The organism is Verrucomicrobiota bacterium, assembly GCA_016200005.1.
GTDB lineage: Bacteria > Verrucomicrobiota > Verrucomicrobiia > Limisphaerales > PALSA-1396 > PALSA-1396.
The window spans coordinates 1-16,765 of sequence record JACQFP010000084.1 but is presented as its reverse complement, the minus strand read 5'-3'; the positions used below and the strand labels follow the sequence as shown (position 1 = coordinate 16,765).

Sequence of the window (16,765 nt, the reverse complement as noted above, 5' to 3'; positions counted from 1 at the left end):
CGTTATGTTTCCCGCCGCATGAATTCCTTGCTGCTCACCGGCGGACGCGTCATCGATCCGGCCAATCGTTTTGATGCCGTGGCGGACGTGCTGATATTGGAGGGAAAGATCGCGGCCGTCGGCACGGAGGCGGGAAAGAAAGCGCCGGCCAACATCGAAAGGAGAGACGTCCAGGGACTCGTGGTTTGTCCGGGGTTGATTGATCTGCATGTTCACCTGCGCGAACCGGGACAGTCGGCCAAGGAAACCATCGCCACGGGCACCGCGGCAGCGGCGCGCGGCGGATTCACGTCCATCGTCTGCATGCCAAACACCTCGCCGCCGATCGACAACTCCGGCACCGTCGCGCTCATTCACGAAAAATCCCAACGTGAAGGTGTCGTGAATGTCTTTGTGACGGGTGCGATCACCAAAAACATCGCCGGGGAGGAACTGTCGCCGATTGGCTCATTGAAAAACGCCGGGGTGGTGGCGATCACGGATGACGGGCACTGTGTGCAGAACAACGATTTGATGAGGCGCGCGCTCGAATACGCCAAAATGTTCGACCTGCCGGTCATGGATCATTGCCAGGATTATTCGCTAGTGACCGACGGCGTGATGCACGAAGGCTACTGGAGCACGGCGCTCGGCTTGCGTGGCTGGCCGGCCGCGGGCGAGGAGATGATCGTGGCGCGAAATATTCTGTTGGCGGAATTGACCGGCGCGCACGTCCATTGCCAGCATCTCAGCGCGGCGGGCAGCGTGCGGTTGCTGCGTGAGGCCAAGAAGCGCGGGGTGCCGATTTCCGGTGAAGCCTGCCCCCATCACTTCACGCTGACCGATGTGGCGATAGCTGGCAGCGAAAAATTCTGGGAAAGCGACGGGAGGCGATTGTCCACAACTCTCAACTCTCAGCTTTCAACTCTCAACCTTCCTTCGTGGCCCGCTTACGACACAAATTTCAAAATGAACCCGCCGTTGCGGTCGGCGCGCGACCGCGAGGGGATTCTCGAAGGTCTGGCCGATGGCACGATTGAGATCCTTTGCAGCGATCACGCTCCGCATTGCGATTACGAAAAGGAAGTGGAGTTCGACTATGCTCCGTTCGGCATCACGGGTTTGGAAACGGAACTGCCGCTCTCCCTGATGCAGCTTTATCACACGAAGTTGCTGGGTCTCAGCGATGTGATCGCCAAATTCACCGTCGCGCCGGCCAGATTGCTGCGCCTGCGGAAAGGCACGTTGACCGTGGGTGCCGATGCGGATGTGACGATCTTTGATCCTGAGGCGGACTGGATTTTTGAAGCCGGGTCCACCGCCAGCAAATCACGCAACAATCCGTTCCACGGCTGGCCGTTGAAAGGGAAAGCCGTTGCGACCATTGTCAGTGGAGAAATGGTCTGGCATGAACAAAACGAGCCGGCGGGAGTCTAACTGCTGATATTGACTGAACGCATTTTTGAAGTGTTATGAAAACGATTGTCATCTGTTTGCTTACGGCGTGGGCCGCTCTGCAATCTTTCGCTGCGGAAGCCGAGTGGTTGACCGACCTTCCCCAAGCGCAAGCCAAAGCCAAGGCGGAAAACAAGCTGGTGCTGATGGATTTCACCGGGTCGGACTGGTGCGGCTGGTGCATCAAATTCAACAAGGAAGTATTAGCGACGCCGGAGTTTGCCGAATACGCCGCCAAGAATCTGGTGTTGGTAGAACTGGACTTTCCCCGAAAGAAGCAACAACCCGCCCAGTTGAAGAGAGCCAACAAAGCGCTCCAAGTAAAATACAAAGTCGATGGTTTTCCAACCTTTGTGGTCTTAAACAGCGCCGGTAACCAGATCGGCAAGCAGGTCGGCTACTCGGAAGGCGGCCCCAAGGCTTTTATTGCCAAGCTGGAGGGGTTCAAAAAGAAACAGTCATAACCAAACGGAACACAATTATGAAAAAACTGATCACGATTTGCTCGCTTCTATGTTGGGCGACCTTGCCACTTGCAATCGCCGCCGAAGGCGAGTGGTTGACCGATCTCCCCAAGGCGCAAGCCAAAGCCAAGGCTGAAAAGAAACTGGTGCTGATGGATTTTACCGGCTCGGATTGGTGTCCGCCGTGCAAGGCGTTGCACAAAAATGTGCTTTCGTCGCCGGAGTTCATCCAATTTGCCAAGGCAAACCTGGTGTTGGTCGAAGTGGATTTTCCGCGGAGCAAACCGCAAAGCGCCGCGTTGAAAAAGGCCAACCAGGCATTGTCGGAGAAGTACGCCATCGAAGGTTATCCCACCATCATCGTGCTGGACGCTGACGGGAACACGTTGAGCAAGGAAACGGGTTACGGCGGGACGGCCGCAAAAGATTACGTCCTGAAATTGGAAAAGTTGAAGAAAAAGTAATCATCCGATTTTTCCGGGTTGAGAATCGCGCGGCTGAATCCAGCCGCGCTTTTTCATGGTTAAAACTTGACCGCAGTCGCTTCCACTTTAGCATCACGCCGCAGTTTGTCGTTGATGACATGAAAGCAATTCTGGCGTTGGAAGACGGCACGGTGTTTCACGGAGCAGGTTTTGGCGCGCGCGCTTCGACCTGCGGCGAGGTTTGTTTCAACACTTCCATGACCGGCTATCAGGAGATTCTGACCGACCCATCTTACAAAGGCCAAATTGTAACGATGACCTATCCGCTCATCGGGAATTATGGCGTCAACCAGCAGGATGTGGAATCGTGGCGGCCGCACGTGGCGGGATTTGTCATTCGCGAACTCTCGCCCGTGATGAGCAACTGGCGCGCAGATGCCACGTTGGGCGACTACCTGGAACAAAACGAGATTCCGGGAATTCAAGGAATCGACACCCGCGCGCTCACCAAAAAACTCCGGGTGCGCGGAGCATTGAACGGTTTCATTTCGACCGAGGAAATGTCTGACGCCCAGGCTTTGTCGCGGGCAAAGAGCTGGCCAGGATTGGTGGGCGTGGACTACGTGAAGGACGTCACGCATTCCAAACCGTTCTTGTGGGACGAGAAAGATGAACAGAGCGCCAGTTTCAATCTCGTTCACGGAAACGTGACAGCCGACGCCCGCACCGTGCGCGATCCGCTGCCGCCGGCAGACATCCCGATTGTGGCTTACGATTTCGGCATGAAGTACAACATTCTGCGCCGGTTGCGCCAACACGGCTTCAAAGTCCAGGTTGTTCCTGCCACCACACCCGCCGCTGCGGCGCTGAATTTCAAGCCGGCGGGAATTTTTCTCTCGAACGGGCCAGGCGATCCGGCGGCGCTCGGTTACGCCGTACAAGCCACCAGCGATCTGGTCAAGAGCGGGATTCCGATCTTTGGCATTTGTCTGGGTCACCAGATTCTCGGTCAGGCCTTGGGTGGTAAAACCTTCAAACTCAAGTTCGGCCATCGCGGCGGCAACCAGCCGGTGAAAGATCTGGAAACCGGCAAAGTGGAAATCACCTCGCAAAATCACGGGTTTGCCGTGGAGGCTTCGTCGTTGCCGTCAGATGTCGTTGTGAACCGCATCAACCTGAACGACCAGACCGTGGAAGGGATGCGGCACAAAACGAAACCGGTTTTTTGCGTGCAATATCACCCGGAGGCTTCACCGGGGCCGCATGATTCGACGCCGTTGTTCGCTGAATTTCGCGCGTTGATTGAAAAAAGTTGAGCCGGACAGTCCCACAACTTTTCAGAAATCCGTTTGACTTGAATCCGTCTGTGGCGATAATCGTCCGCACGTAACCAATCTATGGCCAAACTCGTCGTGCTCAGTGAAGGATTTGCGGGACGTTCGTACGAGCTGAAGGTGGATAAAACCACCATCGGCCGGGTGGATGACAACACGTTTCCCATCACCGAACCCTCCATTTCCAGCCATCATTGTGAAGTGTTGTTGCGCGGCAATGAAGTGGTCGTCAAAGATCTCGGCTCCACGAACGGGACTTTCATCAACGGCCAGAAGATCACCGAAGGAGTGCTGAAGCCGGGCCAGATCCTCCGGCTCGGCCAGATTGAGGTGCGCTTGGAATCCGACACACCGGGCTCGACTGCCAAAAAAACGGTCGATCAAACCATGGTGATTCCGCAAGGGGTAAAGCTCAACGACCTGGAGCAAGGTCCGCGCACCAGCGGCTTCGATACGACTAGCAAGGCCTTTTCAAAGAAGACCGACAAAGCCAACAAGTACTTCATTGTTTTCGGAATTATTGTCGCGGTGATCATTGCGGTCCTGCTCTTCATCGCTCTGCAGCAGGCCAAATAAACTGGCGCATTATTCGCCGGCTGGTTTCACGCCGCCGTTTATTTTTCCTTGAGCCAACGGGCAACATCTAAAGCGGCGTAGGTGATCAAAATGTCCGCACCCGCACGGCGCATGGCCAGCAGACTTTCCAGAGTGACCGTTCGCTCATCAATCCAGCCTTTGGACGCCGCCGCTTTAATCATCGAATATTCACCGCTCACCGCATACGCTGCCGTGGGATAGCCAAATTCTGCTTTCACACGGTGCAATATATCCAGGTACGCGAGCGCGGGTTTGACCATGACGATGTCCGCCCCTTCCTGAATGTCCAACGCAACCTCGCGCAGCGCCTCCGCGGCGTTGGCCGGGTCCATCTGATAACTGCGTCGGTCACCAAATTTCGGCGCCGACTCTGCCGCTTCGCGAAACGGTCCGTAAAAAGCGGACGCAAACTTGGCCGCATAGGACATGATGGGAGTTTCGGGAAAACCGGTTTTGTCCAGTTGTTCCCGGATGACGCGCACCCGGCCATCCATCATGTCGCTCGGCGCCACCATGTCCGCGCCGGCTTCCGCGTGGCTCAACGCCGCGCGGGCGAGCAGCTTCAGCGAGGGATCGTTCAGAATCCGCCCGCCAGTTTTGTCGCGCTGAACGATGCCGCAATGCCCGTGCTCCATGTACTCACAGAGGCAGACATCAGTAATGACGAGCAGGTCCGGCAGCTCATGTTTCAAACGACGCACGGCTTGTTGCACGATGCCATTCGCCGCATAGGCACCCGAAGCTTTGGCGTCCTTGCGGTCCGGAATGCCGAACAACAAGACCGCCGGCACGCCCATCTCCTGCGCCCGCGTCGCCTCGCGCACCAATTCATCAGGTGACAGTTGAAACACGCCGGGCATTGCGGCGACGGGGCGGCGCACTTTGCGTCCGCTGCGGACGAACATCGGCAACACCAGTTGCGCGACGCTCAATTGCGTCTCGCTCACGAGCCGGCGCAGGACGGGCGATTGACGCAGCCGCCGCGGACGGTAGGCGGGGAATTGTCCCACAGCATGCAAGTTCATGGCGACATTCTAAGTTCAAAGTTCTAAGTTCAAAGTTCAAAGTTTTCGGACTTTGCAAGCGCGCGGAAAAAGTTACAGTCGATTCATGTTCAAAAGGCTGCTGGTCATCGCCGCAATTCTCGTGGCGATCATTTTTGGTCTCTGGCTGGCAAGTGTCTTGCCGCGCCTGGCCGGATTTGGTTCGGCTCCCAAAGTTTACAACACGGCCACTCTGCTCAAGCAGGTGCAGACGCTTTCACAACTGGTCACCGTCAAGTATGTCATGGAAAAAATCGTCGTGCTGGAGGACCCGCCCAAAAATCTGCTGGGTCAGGCGTTCGCGGGTGAAAGCCGGGTTCTCTTGGTGGCGCATGGCATCGTCAAGGCCGGCGTGGATTTGAGCGAGCTCAAGCCCGCCGACTTGCAAGTGATGGAGAAGAAAGTCGTCCTCACGCTTCCGCCGTCGCAAATCACTGACGTCTATCTGGATGACAAACAAACCAAGATTGTCGAACGCACGACCGGGTTCTTGCGGAGTTTCGACAAAGACCTGGAACAAACCGCCCGCCAGAATGCCGTGGATGACATCCGCCGCGCCGCGCGTAGCGGAGGTATTTTGAAGGACGCGGATGAACGGGCGCAGGCGCAGCTGAAGAATCTGTTCAAACAACTGGGCTACACGGTGGAATTCCGTTCTCCGTGATTCTGACCTCGGTCCGATTGGGACAAGGCAGTGACTCGATTCTGGCCAGTGGGTGACTCATTTCAGTCACGCGCGGCCTTAAAAGTCGTCAGTTTGCTCGCGAAGTGAAAGGCGGGCGGAGAAGACACAACTCTGATTCATCAACCAAGGCTTTCAGCGATGGATGATCTTCACGGGCTGCGGATGGAATTCCGTGCCGTTGGCCGGCTCGACGGAGACAGTCAATCTGAATTTGGGTGAAGTGGTCTCGAGGACATGGGAACGCAACTGCAACATGTAGAGCGCCGCCGCGGTGGCCGGGGCGCGGCGGACTGAGTCGCGCGGCAAGGGACACGTTTCTTTCAAAATCTTCATCAGTTGTACTTTAGTTGCCATATTCTTCATCACGAACCAAGACAAGCGGTTCGTATGCCAAGGGCGAATTCCGCTGGAGAAAGTTGAGGCTTCCGACAACTCAAGCCGGTGCTGACTCGAACCGAACTCAACCCCATATCAAAGCAAATCCCACTTGGCAGCTCGAACGCCCTCTGTTTAGCTCTGCCCACCTGATGAGAAATTTGCGCGCGATTCTTGTTCTGCCCTTCGTATCGATGACGATTGCTGTCGCGCAACAGTCCCCAGAAGAACCGGCGTTGGAGGTCGAATCCTTGAATCCTCAGTTCGAGTCCAGTATCGATCTGAAGACCGGCCTGGTCACCGCCGGCCCGGACGTTGTTTTAAAATATGACAACGCAGTCCTCACCGCCGACAAAGCCACTTTGAATCAGGAGACGACCGAAGTCTTCGCCGAGGGCCACGTCCGCATCCAGCGCGACGATCAAACCTGGGTCGGTGACAATATTCACTACAACTTCAAGACCCGCGATATGTCAGCGGAAGCATTCCGCACCGGTCGGGCGCCGCTCTTTGCCGCGGGCGAACGTCTTGAAGGAAATCAAACCAATCAGACCTACACCGCCACGGACGCCTTCATCACGACGGATGACATCGCCCAACCGGCCCAAAGCATCCACGCCAAAAAAATAAAAATTGTCCCCGGCAAATACTTTGAGGCGCACCATGCCTTTCTTTACGTTGGGAACGTGCCGGTCTTTTATTTTCCGTACTACAAACGCCCGTTGGGACGCAAAGCCAACCAGTTCCTTATCACGCCCGGCTACCGCAGCCGCTTCGGACCATTCGTGCTGGGCACGTACACTTGGTTTCTGAACGACCAACTTGATGGCGAACTGCACGCGGACTACCGCCAGCAACGCGGCTTTGGTTATGGACCGGATGTCAATTTCCACCTGGGAGCCTTCGGCGATGGCACCGCCAAGTATTATTACACCCACGACAGGCAGCCCGGTCTTGATTCCGCCGGTCTGCCCATCGATAAAGACCGCCAGCGTGCGGCTTTTTCCTACCAAACAACTCTGCGCACCAACTTGACCGTCAAAGCCGTTGTCAACTATCAGAGCGATGAACGGGTCGATCGGGATTTCTTTGAAAGCGACTACCGGCTCAACGTCCAGCCCAAGACGTTTGTGGAAGTCAATCAGCTCTGGCCCAACTTCAGCCTGAACGTCCTGGCTCAACCGCGCCTCAATGATTTCCAGGAAACCGTCGAACGCCTCCCCGATGTGAAACTCACCGCCTTTCGCCAGCAACTTGGTGAATCGCCTTTTTACTACGAGAGCGAGAGTTCGGTCGGTTACTTCCGCCGTAAGTTTGCCGACACCAACATCCTCATGGCGGATTTTGCCGCGGCGCGCGCCGACTCGTTCCACCAAATCCTCCTGCCCTACACTTTTTTTAGCTGGCTGAACTTCACGCCGCGCGTCGGCGGACGGTTCACTTACTACGGCGAGGCAGATGACACCGGCGGCGTCACCAAGGAAGAATATCGCGGCGTCTTCAACACCGGCGCGGAAGTTTCCTTCAAGGCCTCGCGACTCTGGCGCGGCGTGCGCAGCAAATTCTGGGATGCCGACGGCCTGCGCCACATCATCGAGCCGTCTGTGAACTACGTCTATGTTCCAGCACCCAACCGCCGTCCGCTGGAACTGCCGCAGTTCGATTACGAATCGCCCAGCCTTCGCCTCTTGCCGATAGAATTCCCGGACTACAACGCGATTGATTCCATCGACAGCCAGAACGTCTTGCGCTTCGGTCTGCGAAATAAACTGCAAACGAAACGCGCCGAGGGAATCGACAACCTCGTCAACTGGGCCGTCTATACCGACTGGCGGCTGAATCCGCGCGCCGGCCAGGGCACCTTTGCGGATGCTTATTCCGACCTCGATCTAAAACCGCGTTCCTGGATCACGTTCAATTCGCAGACCCGCTATGACATCAGCCGCGAAGTGTTGCGGATCGCCGACCATACGCTCACCCTGCAACCCAACAACGTCTGGAGCTGGACCGTCGGTCATCGCTATCTGCGGGACGGCCCTGAACTCGGTTTCGGCAACAGTCTCCTCACTAGCAGCCTTTACTATCGCATGAACGAAAACTGGGGCGCGCGCATGACACACTATTACGAATTACGCGACGGCGTCATGGAGGAACAGATGTACACGCTCTACCGCGACCTGCGCAGTTGGACGGCGGCCCTGACTTTTCGCCTCCGGAACAGCCGCACCGGCCCGGACGATTTCACCGTCGCCCTGACCTTCTCGCTCAAAGCCTTTCCGCGATTTGGCCTCGGCGATGATAAAGTCAAACCGTCGTTGCTGCTCGGCGGATAACCTGCTCTTGAGGAAAGGGTTTGCCCGAACGGATCGGCGGTGTGGTTGCAAATTTGCCTTGGTGCTCTTTAACGCGCAAGACGATGAAAATGAAAGCGCGCCGGCTGTTGCGCGTCGGCATCCAGTCCGGCGGTGTAATAGCCGCCGTCCTTCAGGAGTTCAATTCCCGCCAGCGAGGGACAGAGTCGCACGTTGAATGGTCGCCAGTGGCGTGCTTCGTGCAACGCCGCGGTCAGCCGTCTCGTCGTGTGGCCGAGGAATGGAATCATCGGCATCCCGGCCAGCAACCGGCTCTTCCAGAAAATCAGATTCGTGTGCAGGTGGCCGATGATTGTTTGTTCGACTTGCGGAAGTTTGCTGCGCACACTTTCGTCCTGCCAAAGAAACGGAAGTGCGGTCGGGTCGTGACAGAACAGCAACACGCGTTGATCGGGTTTCAGATGGGCAAAGGCACGACGAATTTCCTCCAGGTGCTGCGCGCGCAGTTCCTTCCACTCGGCCAGTTCCATCGCCAGCGTGTCCGGTTCATAAACGGGCAGCGCCACGAGCGACGACGCCACGCCCATCAAAACGTAATTGCCGAGTTCGACTCGCCAAAACGGTTGCAGCCCCAACTCCTTTTGCGCCCGATGCCAGCTCGCCAGTCGCATCCCACCCTGTCCGCCCATGAAACTCAGTTTGCCGAGTTCGTGGTCGCCGAAGCTCGCCTGAAAGTTCTCGCCGAATTTGTTGCGTAGTTTTTCCAGGCATTCCCGCGCGCTCAGGCAGGCGGCGTCATCGCTCACGCCCACAAACGCGGAGTTGCATGAGTAATCGCCATTGGCAATGACGTAATCGGGTGAATCCATCCGTTTCAGGAACTCGTCCAGCAGATGATTGTGACCCATCGGATAGCGCAACCAGATGAAGTGGCGATAGGCGCGGGCTACCAATCGCTGCAAAGGGTTGGTGACACCAAGGAACTCGAAATCGTTGCCGCGCGCTTTCTCCGCCGCGCCGGCGTAATGAATATCGCTCACAATGCCAATGGTGAACTGCCGCGCCATGCGCACATGTTAACAGAAGTTCAATCGCAGGTGGGGAACTTTTTGGTCTTTGTTGGGTTTCGGCTTTGTGCTAAGTAAGCACCCAATCATGTTCGTGCAATTCTTCATTGCGATACTTGTCGGCGCGTTGGTTTCCCTCAACGCGCGCGGCGCCGACGCAAAGCCAGCCAACGACTACGCTGCTGTGGACGCGATTTTCTTCAAACATTGCCTCGATTGCCACGCGGCGCAGGACCCGGAAGCAAAGCTGGTGCTTGAAAGTTTTGAAACGCTGACAAGAGGGGGCGAAACCGGCGCCGTAATCGTGCCGGGCAAAAGCGCCGAGAGTCTCCTGGTGAAAATGATCGAAGGCAAGGTCGAGCGCGAAGGGAAAAAGAAAATCATGCCGCCCGGTAAACGCAAAAAACTCGAACCGGATGAAATCGCTGCGATCAAAGCTTGGATCGACGCCGGCGCCCACGCCCCGCCCGAAGGCAAAGCCATCGCGCGACAACTGGTGGTGCCGAAGATCACTCCAAAAGTGAAACCGCGCATGTCGATCAACGCCCTCGCCTACGCGCCCGAGCCGAAACTCATTGCTGTGGCGCGCTACGGCGAAGTCGAGTTGCGTTCCGCAGACAACCAAAACGTGGTCCGGACACTCACTGGACATCGTGGCAACGTGAACGCCGTCGTGTTTTCTGCCGACGGCGCTCAATTGTTTGCCGCGGCCGGAGAGCCGGGATTGTTCGGGGAGGTGCGCCAGTGGAAGGTGTCCGATGGCACGTTGGTTCGCACGTTGGAAGGCCACAAAGACGCCCTCTACTCCATCGCGTTGTCTCCTGATGGAAAAATTCTCGCGACCGGCAGTTACGATCAAAAGATCAAACTGTGGAAAGTTGAAACTGGCGAGGAAATCAAAACCCTTTCTGGCCACAATGGCTGCGTGTTTGATCTGGCGTTCCGGCCGGATGGCAAGATTCTCGCCAGCGCCAGTGCCGACCGCACCGTGAAACTGTGGGACGTGGCCACCGGCGAACGCCGCGACACGCTTTCACAATCGCTCAAGGAACTTTACGCCGTCGCCTTCAGTCCGGACGGCAAACGGCTCATCGCAGGTGGTGTCGATAGTCGCATCCGCATCTGGCAAATCACCGAGACAGCAGCGGAAACCACCAACCCGATCCTCGATTCCAAGTTCGCGCACGAAGGCGCCATCTTGAATCTCATCTTTTCGCCCGACGGCAAGACGCTGCTGTCAAGCGCCGAGGATCGCACGATCAAATTGTGGGACGGTGCTGAGATCAAAGAACAACTGGTGCTGGAGAAACAACCCGACTGGTCGCCTGCGCTGGCTTTCGCCGCCGACAAAAAAATGATCATCGCCGGCCGGCTCGACGGTTCGTTGGGGTTTTATGACGCTGCAACCGGGAAGGCGATGCCGCCGCCCAAGCCGGAACTCAAGCAAGCTGAACCGCGCGGCATTCAGCGCGGAGTCAACGCCAAGATCAAATTGATCGGCGCGAACCTCGCCGGGTTGACTGAGGTGAAATTTCAAAACTCGAAATTGACGGCGGTGATTTTGAGTGACAGTCCGGCAACTGAGAACGAAGCCTGGATGCAAGTCACCGCCAAGACCAATCTAACGCGTGGCGGCTACGAATTCTCCGTCGCCAACGCTGCCGGTGAAAGCGGCAAGCTCAAATTATATGTCGATGATCTGCCACAGGCCTACGAAAGCGCTGCCAGCAAGACCAATCAAAGCGTTTTGAAATTGCCCGTGACCTTCTGGGGAACGCTCGACCCGATGGGCGACACCGACGAAATCGATTTCGAAACCAAGGGCGGGCAGACGGTAGTCTTCGATCTTAACGCAAAGAGTATTGGCTCGAAAGCCAATGCCGCGCTGACGTTGCTCAATGCCAAAGGCGCGGTGCTGGACCACAACAACGGTTTCGACGGCGGTGATCCGTTGCTCGCGTTCAAGATTCCGACCACCGGCCGCTACCGCGTGCGCATCGGCGACGAAATGGCCGCCGGCGGAAAAGAGAATTTTTACCGGCTATCGATGGGTGCGTTCCCAATGGTCGTTGGCTGTTTTCCGTTGAGTGTACCGGCAAACGTCGAAAGTGAAGTGAAGTTGATTGGTTACAATCTTCCGCCCCAACCGAAAGTTCGCGTTAACGCCGGCAGCGCGAACGAAACGACATCAAATATGGTTCCTACCAAGCCGCGTGCCGCGCGCAATGCAAAGACCGTGAAGCTGAACGCGATGCCAGTCGTGCAAGGCGGTGTTGGCGTTCCGATTGATCCGGAGATATTCCGCAGCCGGGGTACATTCAAAGTGTTGGTGGGCGATGGCCCGGAGTTGATCGAGGCTGAACCGAATGATGCGCCCGGCCAGGCGATGAAAATTCTCGCTCCTTGCTCGGTCAACGGCCGAATCTGGGCGATCGCGAAGGGACAATCGACTGACGTCGATCTGTTCCAGTTTGATTCCAAGGCGGGAAAAACCTGGAGCATCGAGACCGCCGCCGCGCGACGCGGGTCACCCATCGACACGAAGATCGAAGTCCTGCACGCCGACGGAAAACCCGTGGAGCGGCTGTTGCTTCAGGCAGTCCGCGATTCGCAAGTCACCTTCCGACCTATTGATTCAAATACGACCGACTGCCGTGTCGAGAACTGGCGGGAAATGGAGTTGAATCAGTTGATGTATCTCCAGGGCGAAGTCTGCAAAATCTTTCGCATGCCGCAAGGACCGGACTCCGGCTTTCAATTCTACACCTCCAATGGCAAGCGCCGCGATTATTTTGACACCAGCGCGACGGCCCACGCGAATGACGAACCGTGCTACATCGTCGAGCCCCATCCGCCCGGCGCGAAACTCGTCGCCAACGGCCTGCCGGTCTTCACGCTCTACTACGCCAATGACGATGATGCCGACCGCAAGCTCGGTTCGGATTCGAAACTTCTTTTCACCGCGCCGGCGGATGGTTCGTATCTCGTCCGCGTCACTGACACGAGGGGATACGGCGGTGAACGGTTCGCGTATCGGCTGACGGTTCGCGACGCCAAACCCGATTTTGCCGTGACCCTCAACGGCGCGAATCCGACTGTCAGCGCCGGCAGCGGTCAGGAGTTTTCTGTGAGTGCGGATCGAGCAGATGGATTTGACGGCGAAATCAAAGTGGACATCAGCGGTCTGCCGCCGGGTTTCAGCGTCTCGACGCCGCTGGTTATTCAAGCCGGCCATGCTGAAGCCAAGGGCACGATCAACGCCGTACCCGACGCGCCGCAACCCTACGAAACCAACGCCGAAATGACAATGGTGACGGCGACCGCGACGATTGACGGCAAGCCTGTCACAAAGGAAGTGAATAACCTCGGCAAAATCAAACTGGGCGAGAAGCCGAAGTTGTTCGTCGCGCTCGAACCCGATGCTTCAACCACGCCGGTTTCCACGGCGACGACCAATGCAACCAAACCACTGGAAATCACGATTGCGCCCGGCCAAACCGTTCCCGGCTGGCTCAAAGTCCGGCGTAACGGTCACGACGACCTGATCACTTTCACTGTCGATAACCTGCCGCATGGCGTGATCGTCGATAACATCGGTCTCAACGGCGTATTGATTCCCAAGGACCAGAACGACCGGGAGATTTTTCTGACCGCCGCCAAATGGGTGCCCGAAACCGACCGCCTGTGTTTCGCCGTCGAGAATCAAGTCGGCAAACAAACGTCGCTTCCCGTGTTGCTGCACGTCCGGAAACTGGCTTCCCAAGCCGCAGCGGGCGTTCGATAGATTGTGCGGCGCTAAATCCGTAAAAATATTTTTCGCCGATACATCCAGTAAAGAATCAGCCAGAAGACCAGCATCGTGGCTGTGCCGTGGAGAAGCGGTTCGTAGGCGTCGCCCAAAAATCCGAAGGCGTCCTTGCCAAGATTGATCTTCAGATTTTTCATGATGAAGCCTTCAAACAAGTGAGCCATGCAATACGCGCCGATCGAGTTCATACCGATGACGGTCAGCGGAAACGCCAGTCGCCGCAGGCCAATGATGTCCACGACCACGTAGAAGCCCGCCAGCAGCAAAAAGCACCAACCGCCGCTGAACAATGTCCAACTCGGTGTCCAGATACGCTTGACCACAGGGCAGATGCCGAGCGCGCCGCACAGCCAGCCGGCCGCCAGACAAATGACGCCCGCGATGGCCAGCCATTTCACCTTGGCCCACGGCGCCCGTTCGCTGCGCAACATGCCGCCGGCGATGAGGCCGAGAATCATTGTGCCGAGCGTCGGGATGAAGCTCAGCGTCGCATAGCCCCCGCCGCTGTAGAGAAACGGGTTTTTACGCGGAAAGAGATTCATCCACCACGTGTCGAAGGCCCACGCGAGATTGCTGTTCTTGTTCCAATGCGCGGCAAAACCCGTCATCAAATGCGGCCAATCCTTGGACACACCGACTTTTTCGTAATCGAAGTCCGGCGTCACCGAGTACAACGCGAACGCGGCCCAGTAACCGACCAGCACCAGCGCTAGCGCAATCCATTGATCGCGCACCGGTCGAAAGCCAAGCAGAAACAGGAAGCCATAACCCAGTCCGATTTGAGTGAGCGTGTCATCAAAGGTCCAGTTGGTTTGTTGGGAGCTGGTGGACCGAAGGAAAACGCCGAGCAGAATCAACACGAGCGCGCGCCAGAATGCGTGCAGGCTCATCAGCGTCCGCGTCTGCCCCCGCGCGAAACGGCTGGCGATGGAGAAGGGCAGCGCCACGCCGACCATGAATGAGAACGACGGCTGAATCAGGTCGTGCAGCGAACAGCCGATCCACGCGACGTGCGATTGGTGGTGGCAAAGGAATTTCCAAAAACCGTTGTCCGGCAGCGCGGCGGACACGCGACAAAAGCGGAACACCTCGCCCATCATGAGGAACATGACCAGCCCGCGATACGCATCGAGGGAAGTCAGACGTGGTGGTAATTCTTTGGTCGCAGGCTCGCTCATGTTTTGGGTTGGAGGGTTGATATATTCCCGTGCATCGGTTGGAAAGCAAAATGATCGGTGTTGAAAACAAACCAAAACTGATTCCGCAAACCGACGACGTTCATGCCCTCCTGGTGCTTTGTCTGCAACCGCGAGACGTTGCCGGAACGACACAGGCGAAATAAGGAGCGCAACCGCCTCTAGCCCGCTCGCCAGCCCCGCCATACGGGCCGCTGTGCGCCTCCTTACTAAAGCGCGGTGAAAAGAGCAGAATCCGAACAGCAGAAACGGACACTTGACGCTGAAAACAGCCAGGCGCAGTTTCAGCGTATGACCACCGGCGGGAAGCAATGCTCACGGAACCACGCGGCATCAAAACCGACTTCCTATCCATCCATCATCTTTCAACTTCCAGCAGACGACGTGTTGGGTACACCCGCGGTTGAGCGCCCATTCAACTTTACAATCGGGGGAAGAAACGCCGGGTTCGCTTTCACTCTAATTGAATTGCTCGTCGTCATCGCGATCATCGCAATCCTGGCCGCCTTGCTGCTCCCAGCCTTGGGGCGTGCCAAGGAAAGCGCCAAGCGAACTGGCTGCCTCAACAATCTCAGGCAAATCGGCCTTGGGGTCACCATCTACGCGCACGACAATGAGGACAAGGTCCTGGAGGCCCGAGGCGCCGTGGTCCAGATCGCTCTGAACCCGCCCGAACGCAAGGCCGCCCAGTCGGTCGCCTTGATCATCTACTCCAATTCCACCGTCGGCCAGATTTGGACTTGTCCCAACCGCCCCACCTTCCCTCAGTATGAAGCTGTTTATGATCAGTGGCTGATCGGCTTTCAATATTTCGGAGGGATTCAGACCTGGGGCAATCCGGCGTTCCCGGGCGGGATCCCTTCTCGCAGTCCCGTCAAAGCCTCGCAAGCTCGCGCTCACTGGGTGCTCGCCGCGGACGCCATCTTAAAGGTGGATAATCAATGGGGTGGCGGACGCGACACCGCCTTTAAGGACATGCCGCCACATCACGGCCCAAGCTCCAAGATACCGGTGGGCGGCAACCAGCTCTTCATGGACGGCTCCGCACGCTGGATCAAGATACAAGAGATGTTCTTCTTGCACAGTTGGGGTCCCCTGTGGACCGACGGTCGCATTTCGTATTTCTACCAGGATTCAACGGATTTCGACCCAAAATTGGCGCAACAAACGGCGTTGAATTCGCTGAAATTCAGACCTTGAGGCACTCCCGTTACTCCAACTCTCCGGCACTATTTATCGCGGAAGAAGTTTGACTGTGAAAGTCGTCGCCGGGACAGCAACGACAGCCCACAAGACGCGAGCGCTCCCCAATCCATCCGAATCGCTGCGTTACGGCGTGACCATTTGAACGCAGGATTGCGGCGGAGCAAAACCCAAATCAACTCCGTCTGCTTCTCCGGCTTGGCTACGCGTTGCGCTTCGGCAAATGGATTCACCTGCTGCGATTCCTTCTCCGTTGATTCTTTCATGGGCAGTGGTTAGCCTGCGCGCATGGGCACGCTTTATTACGGCGACAACCTCGACATCATGCGCCGCTATCTCAAGGACGAGACGGTGGACCTCGTTTATCTCGATCCGCCCTTTAACTCCGCGCAGAACTACAACGCCTTCTTTCAGGAAAAGGACGGCAGCGCCGCCGCCAGCCAGATTCGCGCCTTCGAGGACACGTGGACTTGGAACCAGGAAAGCCAGCGCGTTTATGAAGAACTGATTCTTCAGCCCGGCAAAGTCAGCGAGGTCATGCAGGCGTTCAAAACCTTTCTCGGCACGAACGACATGATGGCCTACCTCGCGATGATGGCGCCGCGACTGGTGGAACTGCGCCGCGTGCTCAAACCCACCGGCTCGCTTTACCTGCACTGCGATCCGACGGCGTCGCATTATCTCAAGCTGCTGTGCGATGCGATTTTAGGAAAAGAAAATTTCCGCAACGAAATCATTTGGAAGCGGACAACTGCAAAGAGCCTTGCTTTTCGCAGCCTGCCAAATAATCACGACATTCTTGTGCTCTACTCAAACGGGGAG

At 56.9% G+C, this 16,765-nt stretch carries 15 protein-coding genes; 10 read left to right on the top strand and 5 right to left on the bottom strand.

Annotation, left to right across the window (positions count from 1 at the left end; genetic code table 11):
* The first annotated feature begins 18 nt into the window (after positions 1-18).
* The 5 genes from HY298_26225 to HY298_26205 all read left to right on the top strand — a co-directional run bounded on the left by HY298_26225 (position 19) and on the right by HY298_26205 (position 4,233).
* Positions 19-1,416, top strand: a complete 1,398-nt coding sequence (locus HY298_26225; protein ID MBI3853755.1) for a dihydroorotase — start codon at positions 19-21, stop codon at positions 1,414-1,416.
* A gap of 35 nt (positions 1,417-1,451) precedes the next feature.
* Positions 1,452-1,898, top strand: coding sequence for a thioredoxin family protein (locus tag HY298_26220; GenBank protein ID MBI3853754.1), 447 nt, complete (start codon positions 1,452-1,454; stop codon positions 1,896-1,898).
* Positions 1,899-1,915: 17 nt separating this feature from the next.
* Positions 1,916-2,362, top strand: a complete 447-nt coding sequence (locus HY298_26215) for a thioredoxin family protein (GenBank protein MBI3853753.1) — start codon at positions 1,916-1,918, stop codon at positions 2,360-2,362.
* A gap of 119 nt (positions 2,363-2,481) precedes the next feature.
* Positions 2,482-3,639 carry a glutamine-hydrolyzing carbamoyl-phosphate synthase small subunit gene (gene carA / locus HY298_26210; GenBank protein ID MBI3853752.1) on the top strand — a complete coding sequence of 386 codons (1,158 nt, stop codon included), beginning with the start codon at positions 2,482-2,484 and terminating at the stop codon, positions 3,637-3,639.
* 81 nt (positions 3,640-3,720) lie between these two features.
* Positions 3,721-4,233: an FHA domain-containing protein gene (locus tag HY298_26205; protein MBI3853751.1), complete on the top strand. Its 513-nt coding sequence runs from the start codon at positions 3,721-3,723 to the stop codon at positions 4,231-4,233.
* Between the two features lie 38 nt (positions 4,234-4,271).
* Here HY298_26205 and hemB read toward each other — a convergent pair whose 3' ends face one another.
* Entirely contained in the window at positions 4,272-5,279 is a 1,008-nt protein-coding gene (hemB, locus tag HY298_26200) for a porphobilinogen synthase (protein ID MBI3853750.1), read from the bottom strand.
* An 85-nt stretch (positions 5,280-5,364) separates the two neighbouring features.
* Here hemB and HY298_26195 point away from each other — a divergent pair, with 85 nt between their 5' ends.
* Positions 5,365-5,961 carry a DUF4230 domain-containing protein gene (locus HY298_26195; protein MBI3853749.1) on the top strand — a complete coding sequence of 199 codons (597 nt, stop codon included), beginning with the start codon at positions 5,365-5,367 and terminating at the stop codon, positions 5,959-5,961.
* A gap of 153 nt (positions 5,962-6,114) precedes the next feature.
* Here HY298_26195 and HY298_26190 read toward each other — a convergent pair whose 3' ends face one another.
* Positions 6,115-6,315 carry a hypothetical protein gene (locus HY298_26190; GenBank protein MBI3853748.1) on the bottom strand — a complete coding sequence of 67 codons (201 nt, stop codon included), beginning with the start codon at positions 6,313-6,315 and terminating at the stop codon, positions 6,115-6,117.
* A gap of 194 nt (positions 6,316-6,509) precedes the next feature.
* Between HY298_26190 and HY298_26185 the strand changes: the two genes are divergently transcribed.
* A complete protein-coding gene (locus tag HY298_26185) occupies positions 6,510-8,690 on the top strand; it encodes an LPS-assembly protein LptD (protein ID MBI3853747.1) in 2,181 nt (726 codons plus the stop codon).
* Positions 8,691-8,758: 68 nt separating this feature from the next.
* Here the strand turns inward: HY298_26185 and HY298_26180 are convergent, their stop codons facing one another.
* Entirely contained in the window at positions 8,759-9,736 is a 978-nt protein-coding gene (locus HY298_26180; protein ID MBI3853746.1) for a hypothetical protein, read from the bottom strand.
* 88 nt (positions 9,737-9,824) lie between these two features.
* On the opposite strand from HY298_26180, the gene HY298_26175 reads away from it, so the two are divergent.
* A complete protein-coding gene (locus HY298_26175; protein ID MBI3853745.1) occupies positions 9,825-13,520 on the top strand; it encodes a hypothetical protein in 3,696 nt (1,231 codons plus the stop codon).
* 11 nt (positions 13,521-13,531) lie between these two features.
* Here HY298_26175 and HY298_26170 read toward each other — a convergent pair whose 3' ends face one another.
* The gene (locus HY298_26170) at positions 13,532-14,653 is read right to left on the bottom strand and encodes a DUF5009 domain-containing protein (GenBank protein ID MBI3853744.1); all 1,122 of its coding nucleotides are present in this window, start codon (positions 14,651-14,653) and stop codon (positions 13,532-13,534) included.
* 378 nt (positions 14,654-15,031) lie between these two features.
* On the opposite strand from HY298_26170, the gene HY298_26165 reads away from it, so the two are divergent.
* Complete coding sequence (locus tag HY298_26165) at positions 15,032-15,940, top strand: prepilin-type N-terminal cleavage/methylation domain-containing protein (protein MBI3853743.1); 909 nt, start codon at positions 15,032-15,034, stop codon at positions 15,938-15,940.
* A gap of 29 nt (positions 15,941-15,969) precedes the next feature.
* Here the strand turns inward: HY298_26165 and HY298_26160 are convergent, their stop codons facing one another.
* A complete protein-coding gene (locus HY298_26160; protein ID MBI3853742.1) occupies positions 15,970-16,209 on the bottom strand; it encodes a hypothetical protein in 240 nt (79 codons plus the stop codon).
* Between the two features lie 22 nt (positions 16,210-16,231).
* Between HY298_26160 and HY298_26155 the strand changes: the two genes are divergently transcribed.
* A partial coding sequence (locus HY298_26155) for a site-specific DNA-methyltransferase (protein ID MBI3853741.1) occupies positions 16,232-16,765 on the top strand: 534 nt, incomplete at its 3' end.